Below are 20,459 nucleotides of genomic sequence, written 5' to 3'. Positions count from 1 at the left end.
CATGCGGGTCCCCTCCTCCACATACAGGCTGCAGTTCAACGCTTCTTTCCGCTTCAAAAACGCCTCAGGCATCATCGATTACCTAGATAGCCTCGGCATATCGGACGTATACGCCTCGCCGGTCTTCAGGGCCCGGAAGGGGAGCCTGCACGGCTACGACATCGTGGATCACGGGAGCCTCAACCCCGAGGTCGGGACCATCGAGGAGCTTGAATCGCTTTTCGGCAGGCTCAGGGGTTTCGGCATGGGATGGGTCCAGGACTTCGTGCCCAACCACATGGCCTACGACGGCGAGAATCGGTTCCTCATGGACGTGCTCGAAAAGGGGCGGGCATCGAAGTACTCGGGCTTCTTCGATATCGAATGGGACCATCCGTACGAGGGTATAAAGGAAAAGGTGCTGGCCCCTTTCCTCGGCCGCATATACGGCGAGGCGCTCGAAGGTGGCGAGATACGGCTCGATTACTCGGACGACGGCCTGAAGGTGAAATACTATGAGACGAGCTTCCCCCTTAAGATCGACTCCTACCAGGCCTTTCTCTCGCACCTCTCCAGGAAGCTCGTAACGAAACTCGGCAAGGAACACCCCGACTACGTCAAGCTTCTCGGGATACGGTACGTCCTGAAGACCCTTGCCGCGGGCGGCGAGGCCGAGATCGAGGACCAGGCCCTTTTCGTAAAGAGGATGCTCTGGGAGCTATATGCCGGGAACCGGGATTTCAGGTCGCAGCTCGACGAGAGCCTCTCGGCCTTCAACGGCTCTCCGGGCGACCCGGAGAGCTACAACCTCCTCGACAAGCTCCTCTCCGAGCAGTCCTTCAAGCTCTCGTTCTGGAAGGTGGCTGCAGAGGAGACGAACTACCGGAGGTTCTTCAACATAAACGGCCTCATTACGCTCCGGACAGATGACGAAGAGGTCTTCGAGAAGACGCACGCCCTCCTTTTGCGGCTCCTCCACAGCGGGGCTACCGGCGTGAGGATAGACCACATAGACGGCCTGAAGAACCCTCTTGAGTACCTACGGAAGCTCAGGGACCGGGCCGGGGACGCCTACATCATAGTCGAGAAGATACTCGGGAGCGGCGAGGCCCTGCCTGAGATATGGCCGGTCGAGGGCACGACAGGCTATGATTTCATGTCGGCCCTTAACGGCGTCTTATGCGATACGACCCACGAATCGAGACTGACGCGCATATACTCGAGCTTCACCGGGATAAAATCCAGGTACAACTACCTCTTCCACGAGAAGAAAAAGCTCATCACAGAGATGGACATGACAAGCGACGTATCGAACCTCGCGCAGCTCCTGAAGCTTACCCTGAGCCGCGACAGGCACGGAAGCGACATCACTCTCCCCGGCCTCAAGAGGGCCATAGTCGAGGTAATGGCCGCGTTCCCGGTCTACAGGACATACATATGCGCGGAGTCGGTCACCGGGACGGATTTGAAATACATCAGGGAGGCCGTCGAGAGCGCCATCGCCGGGAACCCGGCCCTCTACAACGAGCTTTCCTTCATCGGGAAGGTCCTGGCCCTGGATTTCAGGGAATACCAGGGCGAGGAGGAAAAGGGCGAATGGCTCAAGTTCGTTATGCGGTTCCAGCAGTTCACCGGGCCGCTCATGGCCAAGGGCATCGAGGACACGCTCTTTTACGTCTACAACAGGCTCATCTCCCTCAACGAGGTAGGCTCATCTCCGGGACAATTCGGCATGACCCTTGAGGAATTCCATTCGAGGAACAGGAGGGCCGCCGAAGAACGCCCGCATTCGATGAACGCGACCTCCACCCATGACACGAAAAGGGGCGAGGACGCGCGGGCGCGCATAAACGTCCTCTCCGAGCTGCCAGGCGAATGGGAAGCGGCCCTCCGCAGGTGGAGCGCCGTGAACAGGAAAAAGAAGCAAAGGGCCGGGGGGCTCGGCGTGCCTGACAGGAACGACGAATACTTCCTATACCAGACCCTTTTGGGCAGCTTCCCGTTCGAGGAGGGGGGCCTCCCCGAATACCGCGAACGCATAAAGGCTTATATGAAAAAAGCCGTCCGCGAGGCCAAGATACACACCGCGTGGCTGCGGCCCGACACTGAGTACGAAGAGGGCTTCATGCGGTTCATAGACGGCATACTCGGCTCGCCTGACAACGGGTTCCTGAAGGAGTTCCTTCCTCTTCAGAGAAAGGCCGCATGGTACGGGATGATAAACTCGCTATCCCAGCTCGTCATCAAGGCCGCCTCGCCCGGGGTGCCGGACCTCTACCAGGGGACCGAGCTCTGGGACTTGAGCCTCGTGGACCCCGACAACCGCCGCCCGGTCGACTTCGGACTGAGAAAGGCCCTGCTTGACGGGATAAGAAACAGGGCCGCCGAGGACCGGGGTGCGCTTATAAAAGAGATGCTCGCCTCCCCCGAGGACGGCAGGGTCAAGCTATTCGCAACCCACGCGGCCCTTAATGAAAGAAGGTCGCATCACGGGCTTTTCAGGGACGGCTCGTACGAGCCGATCGAGGCTGAAGGGGCGCTAAGGAGGCATCTCGCCGCCTTTGCAAGGGTGCTCGGCGAAGAGGCGGCAATAGTCGTGGCCCCGCGCCTCATGGCCCGGGTCGTGCCCGAGCGGGAATGGCCATTAGGCCCGGACGTGTGGGAGGGCACCTTCCTGAGGCTGCCAGAGGGGCTCAGGGACGCCTCGTGGCAGGACGCGTTTACCGGGCGTGAATTGGCATTGAACGGGGTACAGGAGGCCGGGGCCGCGCTCCAATCCTTCCCGATCGCGCTCCTTATAAAAAAGTAGGCTCTTTTTGAGAAAGCGCCCTCGCGGCCCGGATTGGTCCTGTCCCGGTCATCAGCGCTGTAGCCGCGAGATAGGCAGCCAAGCCGAAAGAGAGCTTAAGTAGCGGCCCGTCCAATAGCGTCATGCAGCCGTACATGCAGGCTCCTGCCAGGAGGCATTTCCCCGTGAACCGGAGCGGAAAAGCAAGTCCCAGCCTCCCTATGACCGCCGAATATGCCGCGAGCCCCGCCCCCTCCGCGAGCACGAGCGACCAGGCCGCGCCCGAAAGCCCCCATCCCGGTATCAGAATGAAGCACAGCGCAACCGAAGCTGCCGCCATTACCGAAGAGGCCGCGAGATTGCTCTGCCCGTGGGCAGCCGCGTTCAGCGCGGCCCTCGCGCATGTATTGAAGAAAGAAAGCGCGGTCGCCCATATGAGGACGCTCAGGGCCAGCGAGGCCGGACCGAACGAGCCGCCTCCGAGGAGCCGGGTAATATCGTCCGAGAGCGCGGCAGTCCCGATTGCCAGCGGCATGGCCGTGAACGCCATTATGCCGGCGCTCTTCCTCAAATAGGCGTTCAATCCCGCCTGGCCCGCCTGGCCGGATTGAGAGGCCATGAGCGGGAAAAACGAATGCATAAGGGCCTCGGGGATTATCCTGAGGGATGTCGTAAGCCTGAACGCGAGCGCGTAATACCCCATCACCTCTATACTTCCGTAGAGGAAGAGGACGACAGAGCCGAGCATGAGATAGAACGTATTGAGCGAGTTGGAGAGCCCTATGGGCAGGGCCTCCCTGAGCAAACCCGCGTATGATACCTTTTCCCCGGTAGAGCCCGGGGCTGCCCTGTATGAAAGGACGCCGAGGAGCACGAATCCGGGGAGGTTCGAGAGGACGTAGACTGCAGTTATGGCTTCTACACCGGCGCCCCTGTAAACGGCCCCCAATACAGCCAAAAGGCCGAGGCCTTCGGAGGCGATCCCAAGCAATGCGCTTACGCGCATCCTGAGAGACGCCCTGAAAGGCGTCTCAAGGAACCACCTGAAGGTCACGTCCCTGAAAGAGAAGACGAGCCCCAGCGAGGCCAGGGCCGTAAGCAAGAGCGCGTCTTTTTCAAAACCGAGCGCCGCTCCGCCCCCTATGGCCGCCGAAATAGCCGCAAGCGTCGAGACGGCGCCGAGCCTGAGCCCCTTACGGTAGACATCCCCCGACTTTTGTGGCTCGGCCCTCATGCGCCGTATCATGACCGTAGTAAGCCCAGCCTCGGTAACGGCGCTGAAAAATACGATATAGAAAAAAGCGAAGGAGAACAAGCCGAAACCTGCGGCTCCCAGGTGGCGGGCCAGCACAATAACGAGCAATATGCTCGAGGCCTTGTTGAAGGCGCTCGGAAGGAGCATCCAGAATGTGTTTTTAAAGACTCTGTCCATCAAGCGGCTTTCAGTTATTGCCCCAGCCCTCCCGCTTGAACTCCCCGGTAAAAAAAGGCAGGCTGCCAAGGCCGTATACGATAAGCGTAAGCCAGCAGGCTACCGGGTGAAAAAGCCAGGCTATGTCGGGCTTTCGGCAGTACCCCCGCGCGGCCTGCGATATCAATGGCAATACAGTAAGGCATGAGAAGACGAACCTTGCGACAGCATGCCTCCCTACCCCTTTCCAGGGGTACTCCCTCATGCCGAGCCTCTCGTAATGGCGGAAGTCCCGTATCCTCCTCATCTGCTTCCTTATGAACGTCCGTGTATCGCCTGAAAAGATATGGACGATCCCTGTCCTGACCTTGGCAAGGCGCGACCCCGGGTTCTTTTTGAGTAGACCGCGCACCATGTCTATATCGAAAAAATACTCGCCTGCGCCTTCGAGGGCGCGCTTACGCACGATGAAGCCGTTCGCGCCCATCGTCGGGTAGCGGGCCGGGTCTAATTCGAGCTTGAACCACCCCCCCTTGTCCTCCGCCCTGTAGGGCATCTCGGTCCACCTTCCGGTGACTGCCGAGTACCTGTCGTAGTTGCCCGCGAAGAGGCAGAAAGGGTCGTTCATCCCGAGGTGCGAGCAGTACCGCGTTATGAAGCCGTCGCCCGCCCTGCACGCGTATTCGAGCGGCTCCGCGCCGACCACGTCGGGGTCGGCGAACGGCTCGGCCATCCTATTAAGCCAGCCCCTGTCCGGTAGGACGTTATCCGAGTCTATGAAGGCGATGAGCTCCCCCCTGGCCTCCTTGATACCAACTGCCTTCCCGGCCTCGCCGGTCTTCAAAGGGTTCCGAACCACCCTGACATCGAAAGGGCTTTTTGACGCGGAGAGCCTCACTATATCGAGGGTAGAGTCAGTAGAGCCGCCGTCGGCTATGACTATCTCCAGCATATCTGCCGGCCAGTCCTGCCCTGAGATGCTTTTCAGGCACTCATCCAGGGTCTTCCCGGAATTAAGGGTCGGTACCACGACCGAAACCGACGGGAACACTGCATTGCTTTCCATGCGGCCCTCCTTCGCGCTATGCCGATGCCGTATCAGAGCGCTGAAAAACCTTTTGGGGGAGACTTTCTGTAGAAAGTCTCCCCCAAAGGCTCTTTCAGCAGCCTGCACCTACGTGGCCGTGTCTTTCCCGAGCCCCTTGGGCCTTGCCCTGAAGTCCGAGAGATGGCCGAGTAGCTTGAAGCCCGCGCTCACCAGGAACTTGAGGTCTTCCATGCTCCTTATGCCCATGACCTTCCTCGCCAGGAACGCCGGGTTGAGCGCCGCCTTGTAGAGCCCCCGCGTAAGCCTCATCGCGTCCTCGTCGGAGAGCGGGGAGCGCCAGACCGAGCCGCTCATGTCATATCTGTCCCAGTCCTCGGTCAGAAGCCAGCCGTTATTCCTCGCCTCCTCGAAAAGCGGCGTGCCGGGATACGGGACAACTATCGTCGCCTGGAGCGAGTCTATGTACCCTTTCCTGAACATCTCCCTTGCGAAGGCTATGGTCTCTTCCGCGTCCTCCTTCGTCTCCCAGGGATAGCCGACCATGGCCGTCACGTGCGGTTCGAGCCCGGCCTCCTTTGCCATCCTGAAGCCCCTCGCTATCTGCTCGGGCCGGAGGCCCTTGTCGAGCCGCGAAAGTGTGGCGCGGTTCATGGATTCGAGCCCGAAGAGCACGAACCTGAAGCCCGCCTTTGCCATCAGCCTGTACTCTGGCATCCCGAGCGCGTTTATCCTCATGTTGCAGCCGAAGGAGACTTTCCGCCCGTAGCCGCGCTCTATCATGCCCTTGCAGAAGGCCTCGAGCCATTCGCAAGCGGGGAAGGTCCCGCTGTCGTCGAAGATCTCCCTCACGCCGTACTTCCCGATGAGGACCCCAACCTCGTCAAGGAGCCTTTCCGGGGATACGCTCCTGAAGTCCCTGCCCGGATACATGGTCGTCCACGAGCAGAAGCTGCACCTCCCCCACCAGCAGTCCCTTCCGGCCATGGTGTAGGTGCCGGGCTTCCTCTTGAAGTTCCCGTTTTTCGAGCTGTAGAGCTCCCATCTCGTGAGGTCCCTGTCTATGAACGGCAGCGTATCGAGGTCGCGCCTTTTTACGGCATTCTTAGTATTGACGAGCCTGCCGTTCTCCCTGAGCCATATGCCGGCCTCAAGACCGGCAAGCGCGGCAGAGGAGGCCGCGAGCGCCTTCGCGAGGCTAAGGAGCTGGAAATCATAGTCCCCGCCGGCTATCACGAAGTCTACGGGAGAGTTACGTAGAGACTCCTCGGGAAGCGCCGTGACGTGGTCGCCCATGAGAACGGTCTTCAAGTCCCATGAGGACCTCGCCGCCTCGGCCTTCAGGAGGCTGATTATGGCCCAGTGTCTCTTTACGACCGGCGTTTTGGTCTCGAAAGCGATGACTTCAGGCCTTTTCTTCCGTATCCTGGCCAGCCATTCGTCGAATGAGAGCCCCTCTGCTATGGCGTCGTCCCAGAATACGCTGAAGCCCTCCTTTTTAAGGAGCGTTGCCGCATAAGCCGGGACCATCGGATAGATGTATGTGGGGTTTTTAAACCACTGGAACTGCCTGTTCTGGGTAAGGAGAGGCACGCGGGAGCCGTCCCCGAGAGGCGGGTAGGAGATTGCGATTTTCATTTTCCCCTCCGCGAGGCGAACCCCTGCATGAACCTGAGCCCGTAGACGAGGTGCGTGAGTATTATGCCCGGCGCCGAGAGCGCGCCAACCCGGAAGTCCCGCTCCTTGAGGCCTATCCTTACGGATTCCGACGAGACGAGGAGGATGTAGATGGAAAGAAGCGATATATAAAGAGCGCCCATCGAGCTTGAGATAAAGGAAGCCGGGCCGCCCGCCGCGAGCCACAGGACAAAGAGGCTCGGCACGAAATACTGAAGTCTCAAAGAGGTGTCAGGCAGGGCCTTGGCGAATAGCCCCCGGTGGAACGCGTACCTGCCGACCTGTCTCAAATGGCCGGAAAATAGAGGCCGCCTGTGGTGGAATACCAGCGCCTCGGGGTCGTAGATTATCCTCTCTCCGAGTTTTTTCGTGAGGTCGTGGCAGAGCTTCGTGTCCTCTCCAGGCCAATAGGCGGTATCGAAGCCGCCGGCGCGCTCGAAGGAGCTCCTTCTTATGATCAGGTTGACGGTCGGGAAATCGTCCACTTCTCTAAGCCCGCCCTCGGGCAGGTACCTGTAGCCGTACCTGCCGCTTGCAAGCCATGATGAAAAGACGCTCCCCGAGGCCTTCTGCCATACCGAATCGTGCCCGGGGGTGACGGCCGGCCCGCCGACGGCAGCAACGTCCGGTCGTCTGAAATGCCGCACCGCTTTCCTCAGCCAGTCCCGGGCCGGGTACGCGTCGTCATCCAGGAACGCGAACACCTCGCCCCTTGCGTATTTAAGGGCCAGATCCCTTTTCTCGGCTGGGCCGGCCGGACCCGTAGGGATTATCCTCGTCCCGGGGAAGGCGTCACCCGAAGCCGAATCCGGGAAAATGACGACCTCGAAATCATCGTAGTCCAGGGCGAGCATGTGGGGGACCGACTCCCGTATGTAATCGTTTATCTCCTTTACCGGTATTATTATGGATACGGTCGGGTTCATCTTCCGGCTATGCCCTCCAGCTTCGCCTGCGTCCCGTTAAAGGATCGCCTCTCTCTTATTGCCGCCGCAAGGCCCGCGGCCGAGAGGGCAAACGCCGCCGTCCCGGCTGCCAGGACGACGGCGGTCAGGGATTGCGGCAGCGCGGCTATCGCAAACGGCAAAAGCGCTGAGACGACAATCAGCCTGAAGAGAAAGCCCGCGTTCCGACGCGATGCGCCGTAGGCCATAAAGAGCCCTGCCATGGACATAAACCCGGCGGCGACCGCATAATACCTGAGCACAGGGGCGGCTTCATAAAAGGCCGGGCCGAATAGCATGCCCAGCAAGTGACCCGGGAATAGCACGAAGACCGGAGCGACAAGAAGGAATACAGCGAACGTGCGGAAAAGGCCCCTGTCCAGGAGCTTAAACGCGTGCACCTTTTTATGGAATGACCCCCCGAAGAAAGACCCCGTTGAGAACGAGGACGCGTAGAGGACGGCCTTGCCCAGGACCGACGCGGCTGCATAGAGCCCTGCCTCCCTTGCCGGGAAATAGAGCTTTACCATTATCATGTCGATGTTCGTTACGAACGCGAAGGCGGCAGCATATGCGAGTTGTTGAAAGCTTAGCCACGGGGCTTGGGCTGCCGGTCTTCCTATGCAGCTGCTGGAGGAAATGAGCCGAAGGACCGGCATGATGGTGAGGAAAAAAACGGCCAGGATGGCGCATGAAAACCCGGCGACAGCGCCCCCTACTCCGAAGCCGGCGGCAGCCAGGAACCCGCCTATAAGGAGCTTAAGGGGGCTTAAAAGGCCGATCCCGGCCCCGAAGTAACGGTATCTCCTCAGGCCCTGCAATACCCCGAGATTGGCGGCAAGGACGAAGGCAAACAAGAGCCCGGCCCCAGCGATGACCGGGACCCATTCGCTCCCGAGCCCGAATGCCCTGGATATGGGCCCTCTCAGGAGCGCAGATACGCTGAGGACTACGCCGCCGCAAACGGCCATCCTGATGAACGAGGCCCTGTAAAGGCGCCCTGCCTCCCCTGTCCGCCCGCCTGCGTTCAAAGACGAAATCTTTTTTGAGAGCGCCGTCACCATCGCGGCAGCCGGGATGCCTGTTATGAGGATTACCGAAAAAAACGCGTTCATCGAGCCGAAGTCCTCTACGGTTAGCGCCCTGCCCATGAAGACCTGAAAGAGAAAATTGAAGGCCCCGCCGGAGAGGGTGGCGAAAAAGAGCACGGTGCCGCTCTTCAAGGCGTCCATCACACGACGCCCTCCATTGCGAAGGTGCCGGATTCGAAGGCGGTCCCGTAATGCCGTATTATATGGAGCCGCAGGAATATCGCGAGCGTGTCTAACCCCATCCTTGCGACGTCCGTTGTCCGTATCCTCCCCCACGCGGCAGATCTTCTGAAGGTCATGATGACAGGGGCCTCGGTGACACTGAAGCCAGCCTCCTGCGCGTGGGCAAGCAGCTCGACGTCGAACGCGTATCTCCCGCAGACCACCCTGGGAAAGGCCTCTTCAAGAGCCCTGCGGGTGAAGACCTTAAGCCCCGTCTGCGTGTCCATGAGGGGCATCCCGAAGAGCGCCTTGAGCGCCAGGGCGTATGCCCGGCTCAGGGCCTTCCTTGACGAAGGATAGCTTATCCTGGAGCCGGGGTGGTGCTTGGAGCCGATGACCACGTCGGCCCCTGTGTCCAGCATGGCCCTGAAAAGGCTTATTACCTGTCCGGGATGGAGGTCCAGGTCGGCGTCGAGGAAAATCACGAGGTCGCCCTCGGAGCGCTTGAAGCCCTCGCGAAGGGCATTGCCCTTTCCGCCGTTCTCGCATAATCTAACGGGGATGATGCTCCCCAGCTCCCGCGCGGCCTTCTGGGCCTGGTCATAGGTCGCGTCCGGGCTCCCGTCGTCGACGAGTATTATCTCGAACCTCCGTCCCGACCTTTTGAAGACCGAATGGGTCTCCCTGAGGTTTTCGTATATGTGATGCCCCTCGTTGTAGGCAGGCATTATTACGGATATCTTTCCCTTGAATACCCGCATGTCCCCCCGCGCGAGAAAATGCATCCTGATAGCCGCGCCTCCAAATGCAGACCGCTGCCGCGATGCGCGGAAATGCACCTAAAAATCGACAAACGCCTTTTGCAGAGTCGCCGCGGACCCCGGAGGGGGCGGCAGGCCAGGAAAGAAGAAAAGCGTCAAAAACGGGTTTTTTCACTGAAGCGATAGTGATAACTCTAATCCAACTTTCCCAGTTGTCAACCCTCGCGGCAGCATCTTTTTGAGGCGTTTTTCAACACCCCGCTATTGCAAAGCGCGCCGGAGGTGGCATGCTCTTAAACCGGGAGGTCATGTCATATGGCTCCGGAAGACAGGCGCGAAGAGGAAGAGAAATGGACCGAGCTCAGGAGGTACCAGAAGATCCTTGAGACCCCCATGATGGTGCTGGGGTTCGTCTGGCTCGTCCTCATCGTCATAGAGTTCACGCGCGGGCCGGGCGGGGCGGTCGTCGCGGCGAGCACCGCCATATGGGTCATATTCATAGCGGATTTTTTCATTCAGTTCGCCCTTGCCCCGGACAAGAAGGCGTACGTACGGGGGAACCTCCTTACGATTGTGTCCCTTACAGTCCCGGCACTCAGGATATTGCGGGCCTTAAAGGCTTTCCACGCGCTCCGGGCGGTGCGCGTCGTGAGGGGCGCAAGGCTCGTCCAGGTCATAGGCTCGGTGAACAGGAGCATGGGCATACTCGCCGAGGTGCTTGAGAGGAGGAAGTTCGGCTACGTCCTCGCGCTCACCGCCATTGTCGTCGTGGCCGGGGCGGCTGGAATGAACGTGCTCGAACAAGAGAGCGAGGGATTCAGTACCTTCGGTTCGTCTCTCTGGTGGTCTGCTATGATCGTAACCACGATGGGCTCTCAATACTGGCCCCAGACACCTGAAGGGAGGGTGCTCTGCTTTCTGCTTGCGGTTTACGCGTTCACCGTATTCGGGTACGTGACAGCCGTACTCGCAAGCCTCTTCATAGGCCTGGACAGGTTCAGGGAAAGGGGCGTCGAGGAGGCGGAGCTCCGGAAATTGCTGGAGGAGGTAAGGGCCGCCCTCGGCAGGGGCAAGGACGGGAAGCAACCCTGATCAGCTTGCTGAAAAACTCAGTTTTTATTCAGGCTGCTCAAAAAGCTCCAGATGCGAGGCCCCGCTGGAGCAGTGGGGCGAGGGATGAGGCGTACTTTTCGCGTACGCCTTCGTAGCCAGCGACGCAGCCTTCGAAGCAGATGGACTTTTCAGCAGCCTGCTAAGGAGTGAGCCTTGAGAGAAGGCGCCCCAGGAGCCCCCGGGCTTGCAAGGCTTCCCGGCCAGGCAGCCCGAGCGCCTCCATCGCCCTTGCGGCAAGGCGGCACCATTTAGCACCCTTAAGGCCCCAGTCGAAGTTCTGGTAAAAGAGCCTCCCCGGATGGGGCGGCCTCGTGAAGTCATAGTCGGGCGCGGGCCTGAACCTCTCTACCCCTATCGGGAAGTGCCTGAGCGCGCCCTTTTGGGTCTCGTAACAGGCGTACATCCCTGCCTTGAATCCCTTCTCTTCCTCCGTAAGCGCGATGCCGAGGCCCTGGGGGGTGCCCGGCAGGAAGCGCGAGGCCGCAAGCTTTTTCCCGTCGGCGTGATACGAGGTGAATTCCATAAGGCGCGGCAACGCCATGCCGGCGGACTCTATAAGAGAAAGAGCGGCGCGCGCTGAAAAGGCCGCCGAGTCATGGTCGGGATGGCCGCCTTCATATGGGTGCGTGAAGACGAGGTCCGGGCTGAGGCGCTTCATTATCCCGGCGACGGCAACGGAGGTAGTGACCAGGTTATATGAAGATTCGAGGTCAGGCGTGCCGAGGTCTATTAGCTCAAGAGGCGCGGCCCTCATGCGGGAGAGAGCTTTTTGAAGCTCATTTCTCCGTGCGTCCGCATACCCCTCCCTCGTCCGGAAGCCCCTTGCCGCGGCCGCCCGCGTGTCCCTTGCCGCGCCGTCGGTTATGTGGACGAAAGCGGCGTTCGTAAGGTACTTCAAGAGCCCGCCCATGCCGATGACTTCGTCGTCAGGGTGCGCGGCTATGACGAGCACCCTTGTGGAGGGGCCGCCGTCGAGGACCGCCCGCAGGCTCGCCTCATCGTAGCCGTCATGCAACGGCCCGCTCCCGGTCATGGCATGGCCCTCCGCTCAGGTTGGATTGCCGAGTCCCCGGCCTTCTTTGTCCGGAGCCCTATCAGGATGCCAAAGCATTCCTGGACTTTTCGACCACGGCTTTGCCGGAATGAATCCGTCCAAGCCTTACAAACTGCCCGGCCTGGATAGTCTTCGCGATTTTGCAACCCATCCGTGGATTGCCTGGCAGGTGTTTTTCAACACCTGCTATTCCAAGCTTAAGCGGAATTCGTCCAGTGTCAAACCCGGCCCGGATTCAGGCAAGGGAGCAGCCGGCCCCCGCGCCCCGGAACGGGTTTCGGCTGTTCCGTTTTCCTCAGGGGCATGACTCGATATGCGGAATGAGGGATATTCGGCAAACTCGAACGCAAGGAGGAGCGCCGCACACAAGAGGGCCGTCCTTTTGCGCCGCGAACGGCCGAACATGGCAGAGAAGCCCATTGCAGCCAGGACCACAAAGGCCAGCATGGCCGCCCCGCCCGCGCTCGCATAGCCCTTTATGAATGGGAACGTTTTAAAAAGGAAATATTGGGGGAGGAATATCCTGCTGTCAGACGATACCATCCTCTCCTCGATATCCATTGTAAACCCTCCGAGCGGCAGGAAAGGCGGGGATGAGATGAGCACCATAAAGAGCGCGGCCGCAAGGAAAAGAAACGCCGTACGCCTCGCCTCCCGTTTTCCGGCCCGTAGCGCATCGTAAAGCGCGCAGCCGGAGAAAAAAAGGACCGTGTAGCCGAGAAAAAGCGTGTGCTCAGCGTACCTGTGCCCCTTGAGCGGGTTGATGCCCGGTTCAGGCGCGAACCTGCCGATAAACGGGTTATGGACCGACGGAAGGATGTAATCGAGAGGCTTGGCAGAAGAGATGAACAGGTCGGATAGCCTCCTCGGGTCAAGCCCTTCGCCCACTGAATCGGGAAGGAAAAGGCCAAATAGAACGGGCCAGGCCATAACGACTACGATTACAAGGAAAAGGGCCCCGGAGATCGCGAAAGCCTTGACGGCATATGGCAGCGCGGCACTGGCCGGGAGATGGAAGAGGATGAAAAGCGGGACGAGCAGAATGAAAAAAAGGCCGAAGCTCGGGTTTTCGACCGCAAGGAAACCTGAAACAAGCCCGAGGATTGCCGGGTTCGCGTAACCGCCCTCTCTCACGGCTTTTAAAATGAACAGGATGGAGAGCGGAAGCCAGTAGATGCCGGATGAATGGGCCATGATGTGGCTCGCGTGAAAAGGCGAAAAGGCCGCGGCCAGCCCGAAGAGGGCGCTCGTGCCCCTGTCCCTTGTGATGTAGAAGAGGAGTGAGAACGTGGCAAGGGCCAGGAACGGGATGTTCAGCAGCTGCATTGCATTGAACGCGGCCACGCCGCCGAGCGCCGTGTAAAGCGCATGGTGAATGATAGCTGACGGACGGGGCAGTGCCGCTCCGGGGCCGCGGATTTCCGGCAGGGCATCCACCGGGAACCCAAAAAATGCGCCCGAAAGGTCTGCCGCGAGCGGCCAGGCGTATATGAGCGCGAGAACGGTTGCCAGGAGGAAGTACGCGAGCGCGAACCGCAGTCCTCCTCCGCCAGAGGACAGGAGGCTATGTCCGCTCACAGCAGCCCCAGGCGCTTTAACGCTTCCCTTAATGCGCACCGGCGATGAGCCTTGCCGCCTCCAGGAGGTTCCGGGCATGCCCGTCGGCCAGGCGATGCGCCTCGCCTATCTTGACGGTCTTGAGGCCTGCCCGTCGCCCGGCGACCATGTCCTTTTCCTCGTCGCCGACAAGGAAGCTCCTCTCAAGGTCTATGGAGAGCCCTCTTGATTCGAAGTCCCTCAAGGCCTTGAAGACCATGCCGGGCCTGGGCTTCCTGCACGCGCACCCCTCGTCCGCCCCGTGGGGGCAGAAATAGAGGGCGTCTATGCACCCCCCGCCCCGGATGATCTCGCCGGCCATCCTGGCGTGTATCTCCGCGAGCTTGTCGAGCGTCCCGGAACCTTTCGAGATGCACCGCTGGTTCGTGAGGACGATGACGAGGAACCCGGTTTCCTTCAGGAGCCGCACCCCTTTCCTCGCGCCCCGTATGAACTTGAACTCGCGCCAGTCCTTGACGAAGTCTTTCTTGAGCTTGCTGTTTATCACGCCGTCCCTGTCCAGAAAAACCGCCCTTGCTCTCTTCATTCCACGCCTCCCGAGTTGCTTTGAGTATCGAATCCTATGCGCCGCCGGTCTCCGGCCCCCTTGAGATCTCGACCTCCCTGAACCGCGCTGTCCCGGCAAGGTCGAGTAGTCCGATGGCGGCCCCTTTCAGTCCGTCGCTTTCAAGCACGAACTCCCCGTCGACAAAGAACTGGTAATGCCCGCCTCTGCCGCCGAAGACCTCCATGTCGTGCCAGGAGCCCTTTCCCTTGCTCTTTTCCCGGAGCTCGGCAATCGAAAGCTCTCTTATGAAGTCCGCGCCCCGGAGCTCGGAAAGCCTTGCCGTCCCGCTCGCGGGGTCTATGTAGAATGCGGCGTATCCGCTTTCCGTTTCCCCCACGACCAGGCCCGCGGGCCCGTCGGCCCAGACCAGGGCGCTGAACACGAACGAGTCCCAGGACGGCGCGCCAAGCGGCTTCCTTTTTACCCCGGAAGGCCTCTCCGCCAGCCAGCCGCCGTCCGGGGCGAGCCTCACCGATTCGGCGGGGGGGGAGCATATGATGCAGCTCGCGACGTCTGCCGCGCCCTCTTTCGAAAAGACGGATACCACTCCGTGCCGCTCGCTTACGTGGTATCCGGCGTCGAGCAGTTCCCTTTTGACCCTCCTCAGGAGCCCGGGAAAAGAACGCCCCTCCGCGAGCCTTTCGTCGAAGACCACTCTCCGGGACTTCTTTATCTCGCTCAAGTACCCGGGGAGCACTGTGCTGTAATCAGCACTCCGCATTGCAGGGAACCTGTGCGGCTGAGGACATTTGTTCAAGGCCGAAATCGCCCCGGCCATGTCCGAGATGACCGGCACGCCTTCCTGGCAGGCCCTTGCCAGAAAAAAGTTCGGAGGATGATAGCTGAACCCGGCCGGCCCGTATGCCCCGAGGCCGAGCCCCGTCTCTAGCGCGGCCTTCATATGAAACGAAAGCCCGGGCCTGCCCTCAGGGCCGCACCAGCCGCCGCGCTTCGGCCCGTCCGCGCATGAGGCCATCCATCGGGCGCGTTCGTCCTCATATTTTAAGAGATAACTTTTTATGTCCTCCCCGACAGGGCGGGCCAGGTCCACTGTAAGCAACGGAGCGGCAGTGATCACGGCCGCCGCGTACAGCCTCGGCCTGCTTCTGTGCATGGCCGCATGCCTGTACGCGGCGTGGAAAATGAGCGCAAGGGCTGGCGCAAGGACCCATGCTATGGGGCTTGACTCCAGGGGCACGGGACTCCCGAGCCTGTATGCGAGCCAGGGCGGGAGCATGAGGGCCGTCCCGAAGAGGAAGAGATGCCTTCTGGTAAAGCTCCGGCCCGAGGAGACCTGCCTGTACGCCGTCATGATGAGCCCGGCGAAAAAAAAGAGGATAAAGGCTTCCCAGATGAAAAAACTGCGCGGGGCCGCGCCCTGCCCCTGGGTGAAAACCTGCTGTATTGAGAGGAAAACGCCTATCGAAGTCCCGGAAAACATATTCACCTCCGGGGGCCTGAGTGCCGCCAGGGCCGCAACAGGGAGGAGAACACCGGCTATGAGCGCGGCGACCGGGTAGAACAGCCTCTGGTCCTTCCTGGATACGCCCCTGTAGACCGTGACCGACAGAAACGAAAGCGCCATGAAAAAACCGAAGACCGGCTCCCATAAGGAGAGCGCCCCAAAGAGAAAGGCATGGACATACCCCCTGGCCGAGGCGCCTGCCCTGAGCGCGGCCCACAAGAGGTACAGCCCGGAAATGATCTGGAACTGGCCGAGAAGGGCCCCGAGCCCCCGAGCCCCGATTGCCGCATCGATGTCATGGAAATTCGTCACAAGGGCAAGGGCTGCTATGAGCGCCGCCCCGCGCGAGTTAGTAAGCCCCTTTACGAGCAGGAACGCGATGACCCCTGAGAGCGCGGTCAATGCGGAGACGAAAGACGCGAGCCCTATCGTGGCGGGCCCGAAGGCCTTGAGCCAGAGCATAAGCGCGCCTGCATAGAGGAACCCGTGCTGTACCGAATAGTGGTGTAGGTACGGCCATCTGCCTTCGGCAACGGCCGAAGCCGATGCCAGAAAAACTCCCCACTCTTTCATGTCGAGCTCGTATGGAGGAAGCTTCACCACGGCAAAGTAAAGCACGAACACGAATATCGCCGTGGCAGGGCTGAGCCTTTCAAGGCCGGGGCGCGCCCCGGATGCCCTGGCCCATTCCAGGACGGTTGCCGAATAGAGGACGAAAAAGAGCGCGAACTCCCATGCCATGCGCCTCATTTCATTCCCGGCGAGCTCGGTGCTTCCGGGAAGAGCCGGCGGCGCGTTGAGGCCGATGGCCTCCCTCACCGTAGCCGTCGCCACGGCCAGGAGCGCAGAGTAGATTATGAGCGAAAGCGCCGTGCCCGGCCCGGGCCGGACGCCTGTTCTGCATGCAAAGCGCAAAAGCGCCACGGTCCCGGCGGCTCCCACGGCAAAAGCGGCGAGCCCGGGACGGAACGACAGCCAGCCCAGCACGAGCGCGGCCGGGATGAGCGCCGCGGAGGCCGCCGCATCCTTACTGAGCATAAATGTCAGCGCCTGAGCGTTCAATGCGGTCACCATGACTGAACCACTACCGCCTGAAAGGCGGCAGGTTCAGAGTTTTGGTCGGCTGAAAGCCCGACTGAATTCCCCCCTTTTCTAAAAGGGGAGAAAGGGGGATTCGCAATGGTGCGCATAGCGCACCCTGCGACATAATCTCCCCTGACCCCTCTTTAGAAAAGAGGGGGGACTAAAAATCTTTATTGAGCGCTGGCTTGAAATTATCAGCCTCCCATGACGTACTGGAAGTTTTCGCCTGGAAGGCCAGGGATTTCAGATCCCATTGTGAGACCTTAGAACGACCGCCTCATGGGATAACTCCCTCGGCAGTCGTCCTCAGGCCGGAGTCGGCCCGCCTCTCCCTCAGGACCATTATCAGGTTGTACGCGGCCACAAGCATATTCACGGCCGCAAGGATTACTACGGTCGCGGCGAGGCTCCCCTGGAAGATATTCAAAAGGAGGGCGTGCGCGGCGCCGCCTGCCAGCAGGGAATAGATGAAAGAGCTTTTCCCTCTCGCGAGGTTGTAGCTTACGAGGACGCTGACAATTGCGAGCGACATCATGGCTATCCCGTAATATTTAAGGAGCGGCGCGGCCCCGGAGAATTTGGCCCCGAAAAGAATCGTCATAGAGAGCTCGGGGAAAACGGCGAGCACGAGCACCCCGGCAAGCGATACCGCGAAGGTCACGAGGAGCCCCCTGTCGAGCACCTTGCGCATGTCCCTCTTACGGGCGTGCGAGTCCGTAAGCATTGGGAAGAGCGCCATGACGAAAGCTGCCGGGAGATAGAGTATGGTCTTTCCGAGCACCGCGGCCGCCGAGTAGAGCCCGGCCTCCTCCGGGCTCGCCCAGTGCTTGACGGTGAGGATGTCGATATTGAGCATGGCGGTGAAGGCCAGCGAGGACAGTATGACAGGGACGCTGTAGGAGGCGATATCGAGCGTCACCCTCTCCCCCCCGGGCCTCTGGCGGATGACGGAGGCAAGCGGCAGCAAGGTCATGGCGATAACGAAAAGCCCGGGGAGGGCCGCGGCGGCGACCGCGCCGTTAAGGCCGAAGCCGAGGAAGACGAAGGCGACTCCCATCGCGAGCTTCGATGCCGCGCCCACCCATATGCCGGCCCCGAAATGCCAGAATTTCTGAAGGCCCTGGAGCATGCCCATGTTGACGGTCATGGTGAAGGAGAGGAAGAGCCCGAAGCCGGTTATGACTATGGGAATTCCGCTCTGGAGCTGGAGATAGGCCGCGAGCGGCCCGGACGCGGCGGCAAGCAGAAAAAAAACGAGGAGGCCCGCGCCGAGCGTAAAGAGAAACGAGTTCCTGTAGAGGCGCGCAACCCGCGCCCCCTCGCCAAGGGCGTTGAATGTGGATGCGTACCTTGCGACCACGACCATGATCGTCCCCGCCGGTATTCCCAGTATGGAGGTGATTGAGAGCGCGGCATTGAGCGCGCCGTAGTCAGTCAGCTCAAGGTTCCGGCTCATGAAGAACTGGAAGAGGTAGTTGCAGAAGTTCCCGGCCATGGAGGTTACAAAGAGGACGCTCCCGTTTTTCAATAAGCTCATCCATAGACCCCCCTGGCCGTTTCTCGGGCGTACGCCGGTATTAATCCGTTCGATGCCGTTAAGGAGTAACTATAATCGGGTTTCATGGGCTGTCAACCCGGCTCAGGGCCGGAAGGCATGCGCTTCAGGCGCGGAATTCAAGCGGCTTTGATGAAGGACCGGGCCGCGGCTGCTATAATCGGATTTATGGACAAAAACGTCGTTTCCTACAGGATAGACGCAGCGGACAGGATAGTGGAGGCGAGCGACTCGTGGGACGTTTTCGCGGTGGAGAACAAGGCGCCCCGGCTCACGAGGAAAGGGGTGGCAGGCAGGTTCCTCTGGGATTTCATCGAGGGGAGCGACACCCGGCACCTTTTCAGGCTCATGCTCTCGAAGGCGAGGGCCTCGCTCTCAACCATGAGGATACCCTTCAGGTGCGACTCTCCCGAAATCAAACGCTTCATGGAGATGGAAATAAGCCCGCACCCGGACGGCTCGATTGATTTCGTATGCACGACGCTCAAAACCGAAGCCCGCACGCCGGTCGCCTTCATCGACCCGGACGTGGACCGCTCGAACGAATGGCGGACCATATGCAGCTGGTGCAAGAGGATAAGGATGCCCGGCGGCGAGTGGGTGGCGCTTGAGGACGGCATAAGGAGGCTCGACCTTTTCGGCTCAAAAAGGCCACCCAGGATGAGCCACGGCATATGCCCCGAAGACCTGGAAAGGGCCTACAGGGAGATGGAGTCCGCGGGAAAAGCGAAAAAGAAGGCGGCGTAGGCCCGCCCCCTGTCAGTGGAGCCTTTCCTGATGCACTTTTATTATGTCCAGGAGCTCGTCGCTTTCAGGATACGCAAGGTCGAAATCCCTCACGAAATCAGCCACCACTTCAAGCTCGTCGGGGTCTATGGTCTCGTCATGGGATATCGCGTTCAGTATGTTCTCAAGCACGCTTTCGACTTCGTCCGGATGGTCGATATCTTCAAGGCGGTCCTTGTACTCCGTAAGCGCGTCGAAGAGCTCCACGTTTTCTTCGTTCATTTACCCCACCCCTGGTCATTTTTTTACGCCTGCCCCGGGCGCTCCCCCCGGGCATCACAGCCAAGACGTCGAATTTATCCTGATTTCCTTTTCATTTCAAAGGCCCTGCGCGTCCGGACGCCTGGCGTCGGCTAACAGCTTGCCCCAAATCTCATTCAGGCTGCTCAAAAAGCTCAAGATGCAAGGTCGAAAAATGAGGAATGAGGTGTACTTTTACGGTACGCTGCAATGACGAATTTTAGAAGACGACGACGCAGATCGGGCTTTTTCAGCAGCCTGCTAATAAGGAATATAGCACAAGGCCGGGCCGCGTGCAGGCCTCTCCCGCATATTTACAGGCGGCCATTAGCGGGTAGAATATATGCATGGAAGGGAGCTCCAAAGGCCTTTACATATACAGGCTCGACCCGCTTGACAGGATAGTCCATGTGAACCGGGCATGGCTTTCCTTTGCCGCCCGGAACGAATCCGAGGCCCTGACCCCGGAGGCTGTCCTTAATAGGCCGCTCTGGGACTTCATAGCAGACGGGGAGACCCGCCAGGTCTACCGGATGATACTGACGAGAGTAAGGTCGTCCGGGAAAGAGGTCCGCATCCCTTTCAGGTGCGATTCACCGGGGCTAAGGAGGTTCATGGAGATGGAGATAGCCCCGCTCGCCGAGGGGGCCGTCGAGTTCAGGTGCAAGCTCTTAAAGGCCGAGAGGAGGCTCCCCGTCGCCCTTCTTGACCCGGCTGTCGACCGCTCAAGCGAATTTCTCCAGATATGCGGCTGGTGCAAGCGGATCAATCTGGACGGGGAATGGGTGGAAACCGAGGAGGCCGTAAAGAGGCTCGACCTTTTCGGGGCGGAGAAGCTCCCCCGCCTTACTCACGGCATTTGCCCCGACTGCCATGCCATTGCGATGAGGGAGATCGAAAGGACAAAAGGCGAAGGGGACGGCCCCGGCTGACGCATTGGCGCGAAGCCTTAAAAAAAATGCTGGATTCAGCCTGAAAGAAGTGTTAATTTCTTCATGTTGAAGTTCTGGAGGGCTTTGCGTAAGCGAAGCTCGTTTTTGTTTCTGCAGGTACAATAATAAGGCAACCTCTAAAAATCAGAGATTTTTCCCGCAATCAAGGAAGGTCGGGAATAAAAAGCGGAGCATATATGTTAATATGT

16 protein-coding genes are annotated in these 20,459 nt (G+C 59.9%); 4 read left to right on the top strand and 12 right to left on the bottom strand.

Annotated elements, in window-relative coordinates; translation table 11 throughout:
• Position 1 precedes the first annotated feature (1 nt).
• A complete protein-coding gene (treY, locus tag QY316_03875) occupies positions 2-2,788 on the top strand; it encodes a malto-oligosyltrehalose synthase (protein ID WKZ33555.1) in 2,787 nt (928 codons plus the stop codon).
• Here treY and QY316_03870 read toward each other — a convergent pair.
• From QY316_03870 to QY316_03845, 6 genes are all read right to left on the bottom strand, one after another.
• Positions 2,775-4,199, bottom strand: coding sequence for an oligosaccharide flippase family protein (locus tag QY316_03870; protein ID WKZ33554.1), 1,425 nt, complete (start codon positions 4,197-4,199; stop codon positions 2,775-2,777). The genes treY and QY316_03870 overlap by 14 nt on opposite strands.
• A 10-nt stretch (positions 4,200-4,209) precedes the next feature.
• Positions 4,210-5,244, bottom strand: coding sequence for a glycosyltransferase (locus QY316_03865; protein WKZ33553.1), 1,035 nt, complete (start codon positions 5,242-5,244; stop codon positions 4,210-4,212).
• 108 nt (positions 5,245-5,352) lie between these two features.
• Positions 5,353-6,861 (bottom strand): radical SAM protein, encoded by a 1,509-nt coding sequence (locus tag QY316_03860; protein ID WKZ33552.1) that lies wholly within the window; start codon positions 6,859-6,861, stop codon positions 5,353-5,355.
• Complete coding sequence (locus tag QY316_03855) at positions 6,858-7,826, bottom strand: glycosyltransferase (GenBank protein ID WKZ33551.1); 969 nt, start codon at positions 7,824-7,826, stop codon at positions 6,858-6,860. Before QY316_03855 ends, QY316_03860 begins: the two co-directional genes overlap by 4 nt.
• Positions 7,823-9,079: a hypothetical protein gene (locus QY316_03850; protein WKZ33550.1), complete on the bottom strand. Its 1,257-nt coding sequence runs from the start codon at positions 9,077-9,079 to the stop codon at positions 7,823-7,825. Before QY316_03850 ends, QY316_03855 begins: the two co-directional genes overlap by 4 nt.
• Positions 9,076-9,882 (bottom strand): glycosyltransferase family 2 protein, encoded by an 807-nt coding sequence (locus tag QY316_03845; GenBank protein WKZ33549.1) that lies wholly within the window; start codon positions 9,880-9,882, stop codon positions 9,076-9,078. The genes QY316_03850 and QY316_03845 overlap by 4 nt, the downstream gene beginning before the upstream one ends.
• 291 nt (positions 9,883-10,173) lie before the next feature.
• Between QY316_03845 and QY316_03840 the strand changes: the two genes are divergently transcribed.
• On the top strand, positions 10,174-10,950 hold the full coding sequence (locus tag QY316_03840) for an ion transporter (protein WKZ33548.1): 777 nt from the start codon (positions 10,174-10,176) through the stop codon (positions 10,948-10,950).
• Positions 10,951-11,110: 160 nt separating this feature from the next.
• Here the strand turns inward: QY316_03840 and QY316_03835 are convergent, their stop codons facing one another.
• From QY316_03835 to QY316_03815, 5 genes are all read right to left on the bottom strand, one after another.
• Entirely contained in the window at positions 11,111-12,004 is an 894-nt protein-coding gene (locus QY316_03835; GenBank protein WKZ33547.1) for a PIG-L family deacetylase, read from the bottom strand.
• A 207-nt stretch (positions 12,005-12,211) separates the two neighbouring features.
• Positions 12,212-13,603: a hypothetical protein gene (locus QY316_03830; GenBank protein ID WKZ33546.1), complete on the bottom strand. Its 1,392-nt coding sequence runs from the start codon at positions 13,601-13,603 to the stop codon at positions 12,212-12,214.
• A 28-nt stretch (positions 13,604-13,631) separates the two neighbouring features.
• On the bottom strand, positions 13,632-14,168 hold the full coding sequence (locus QY316_03825; protein ID WKZ33545.1) for an HAD family hydrolase: 537 nt from the start codon (positions 14,166-14,168) through the stop codon (positions 13,632-13,634).
• 34 nt (positions 14,169-14,202) lie between these two features.
• Positions 14,203-16,692 carry a hypothetical protein gene (locus tag QY316_03820; GenBank protein WKZ33544.1) on the bottom strand — a complete coding sequence of 830 codons (2,490 nt, stop codon included), beginning with the start codon at positions 16,690-16,692 and terminating at the stop codon, positions 14,203-14,205.
• 322 nt (positions 16,693-17,014) lie between these two features.
• A complete protein-coding gene (locus tag QY316_03815) occupies positions 17,015-18,274 on the bottom strand; it encodes an oligosaccharide flippase family protein (protein ID WKZ33543.1) in 1,260 nt (419 codons plus the stop codon).
• A 150-nt stretch (positions 18,275-18,424) separates the two neighbouring features.
• Between QY316_03815 and QY316_03810 the strand changes: the two genes are divergently transcribed.
• Entirely contained in the window at positions 18,425-19,039 is a 615-nt protein-coding gene (locus QY316_03810; GenBank protein ID WKZ33542.1) for a hypothetical protein, read from the top strand.
• A 12-nt stretch (positions 19,040-19,051) separates the two neighbouring features.
• On the opposite strand, the gene QY316_03805 is transcribed toward QY316_03810, so the two are convergent.
• The gene (locus QY316_03805) at positions 19,052-19,300 is read right to left on the bottom strand and encodes a hypothetical protein (protein ID WKZ33541.1); all 249 of its coding nucleotides are present in this window, start codon (positions 19,298-19,300) and stop codon (positions 19,052-19,054) included.
• Between the two features lie 365 nt (positions 19,301-19,665).
• Here QY316_03805 and QY316_03800 point away from each other — a divergent pair, with 365 nt between their 5' ends.
• On the top strand, positions 19,666-20,250 hold the full coding sequence (locus QY316_03800) for a PAS domain-containing protein (protein ID WKZ33540.1): 585 nt from the start codon (positions 19,666-19,668) through the stop codon (positions 20,248-20,250).
• Positions 20,251-20,459 lie beyond the last annotated feature (209 nt).

Source organism: Thermodesulfobacteriota bacterium (assembly GCA_030583865.1).
Lineage (GTDB): Bacteria > Desulfobacterota > GWC2-55-46 > GWC2-55-46 > GWC2-55-46 > UBA5799.
This window is presented reverse-complemented; position numbering and strand designations above follow the sequence as displayed.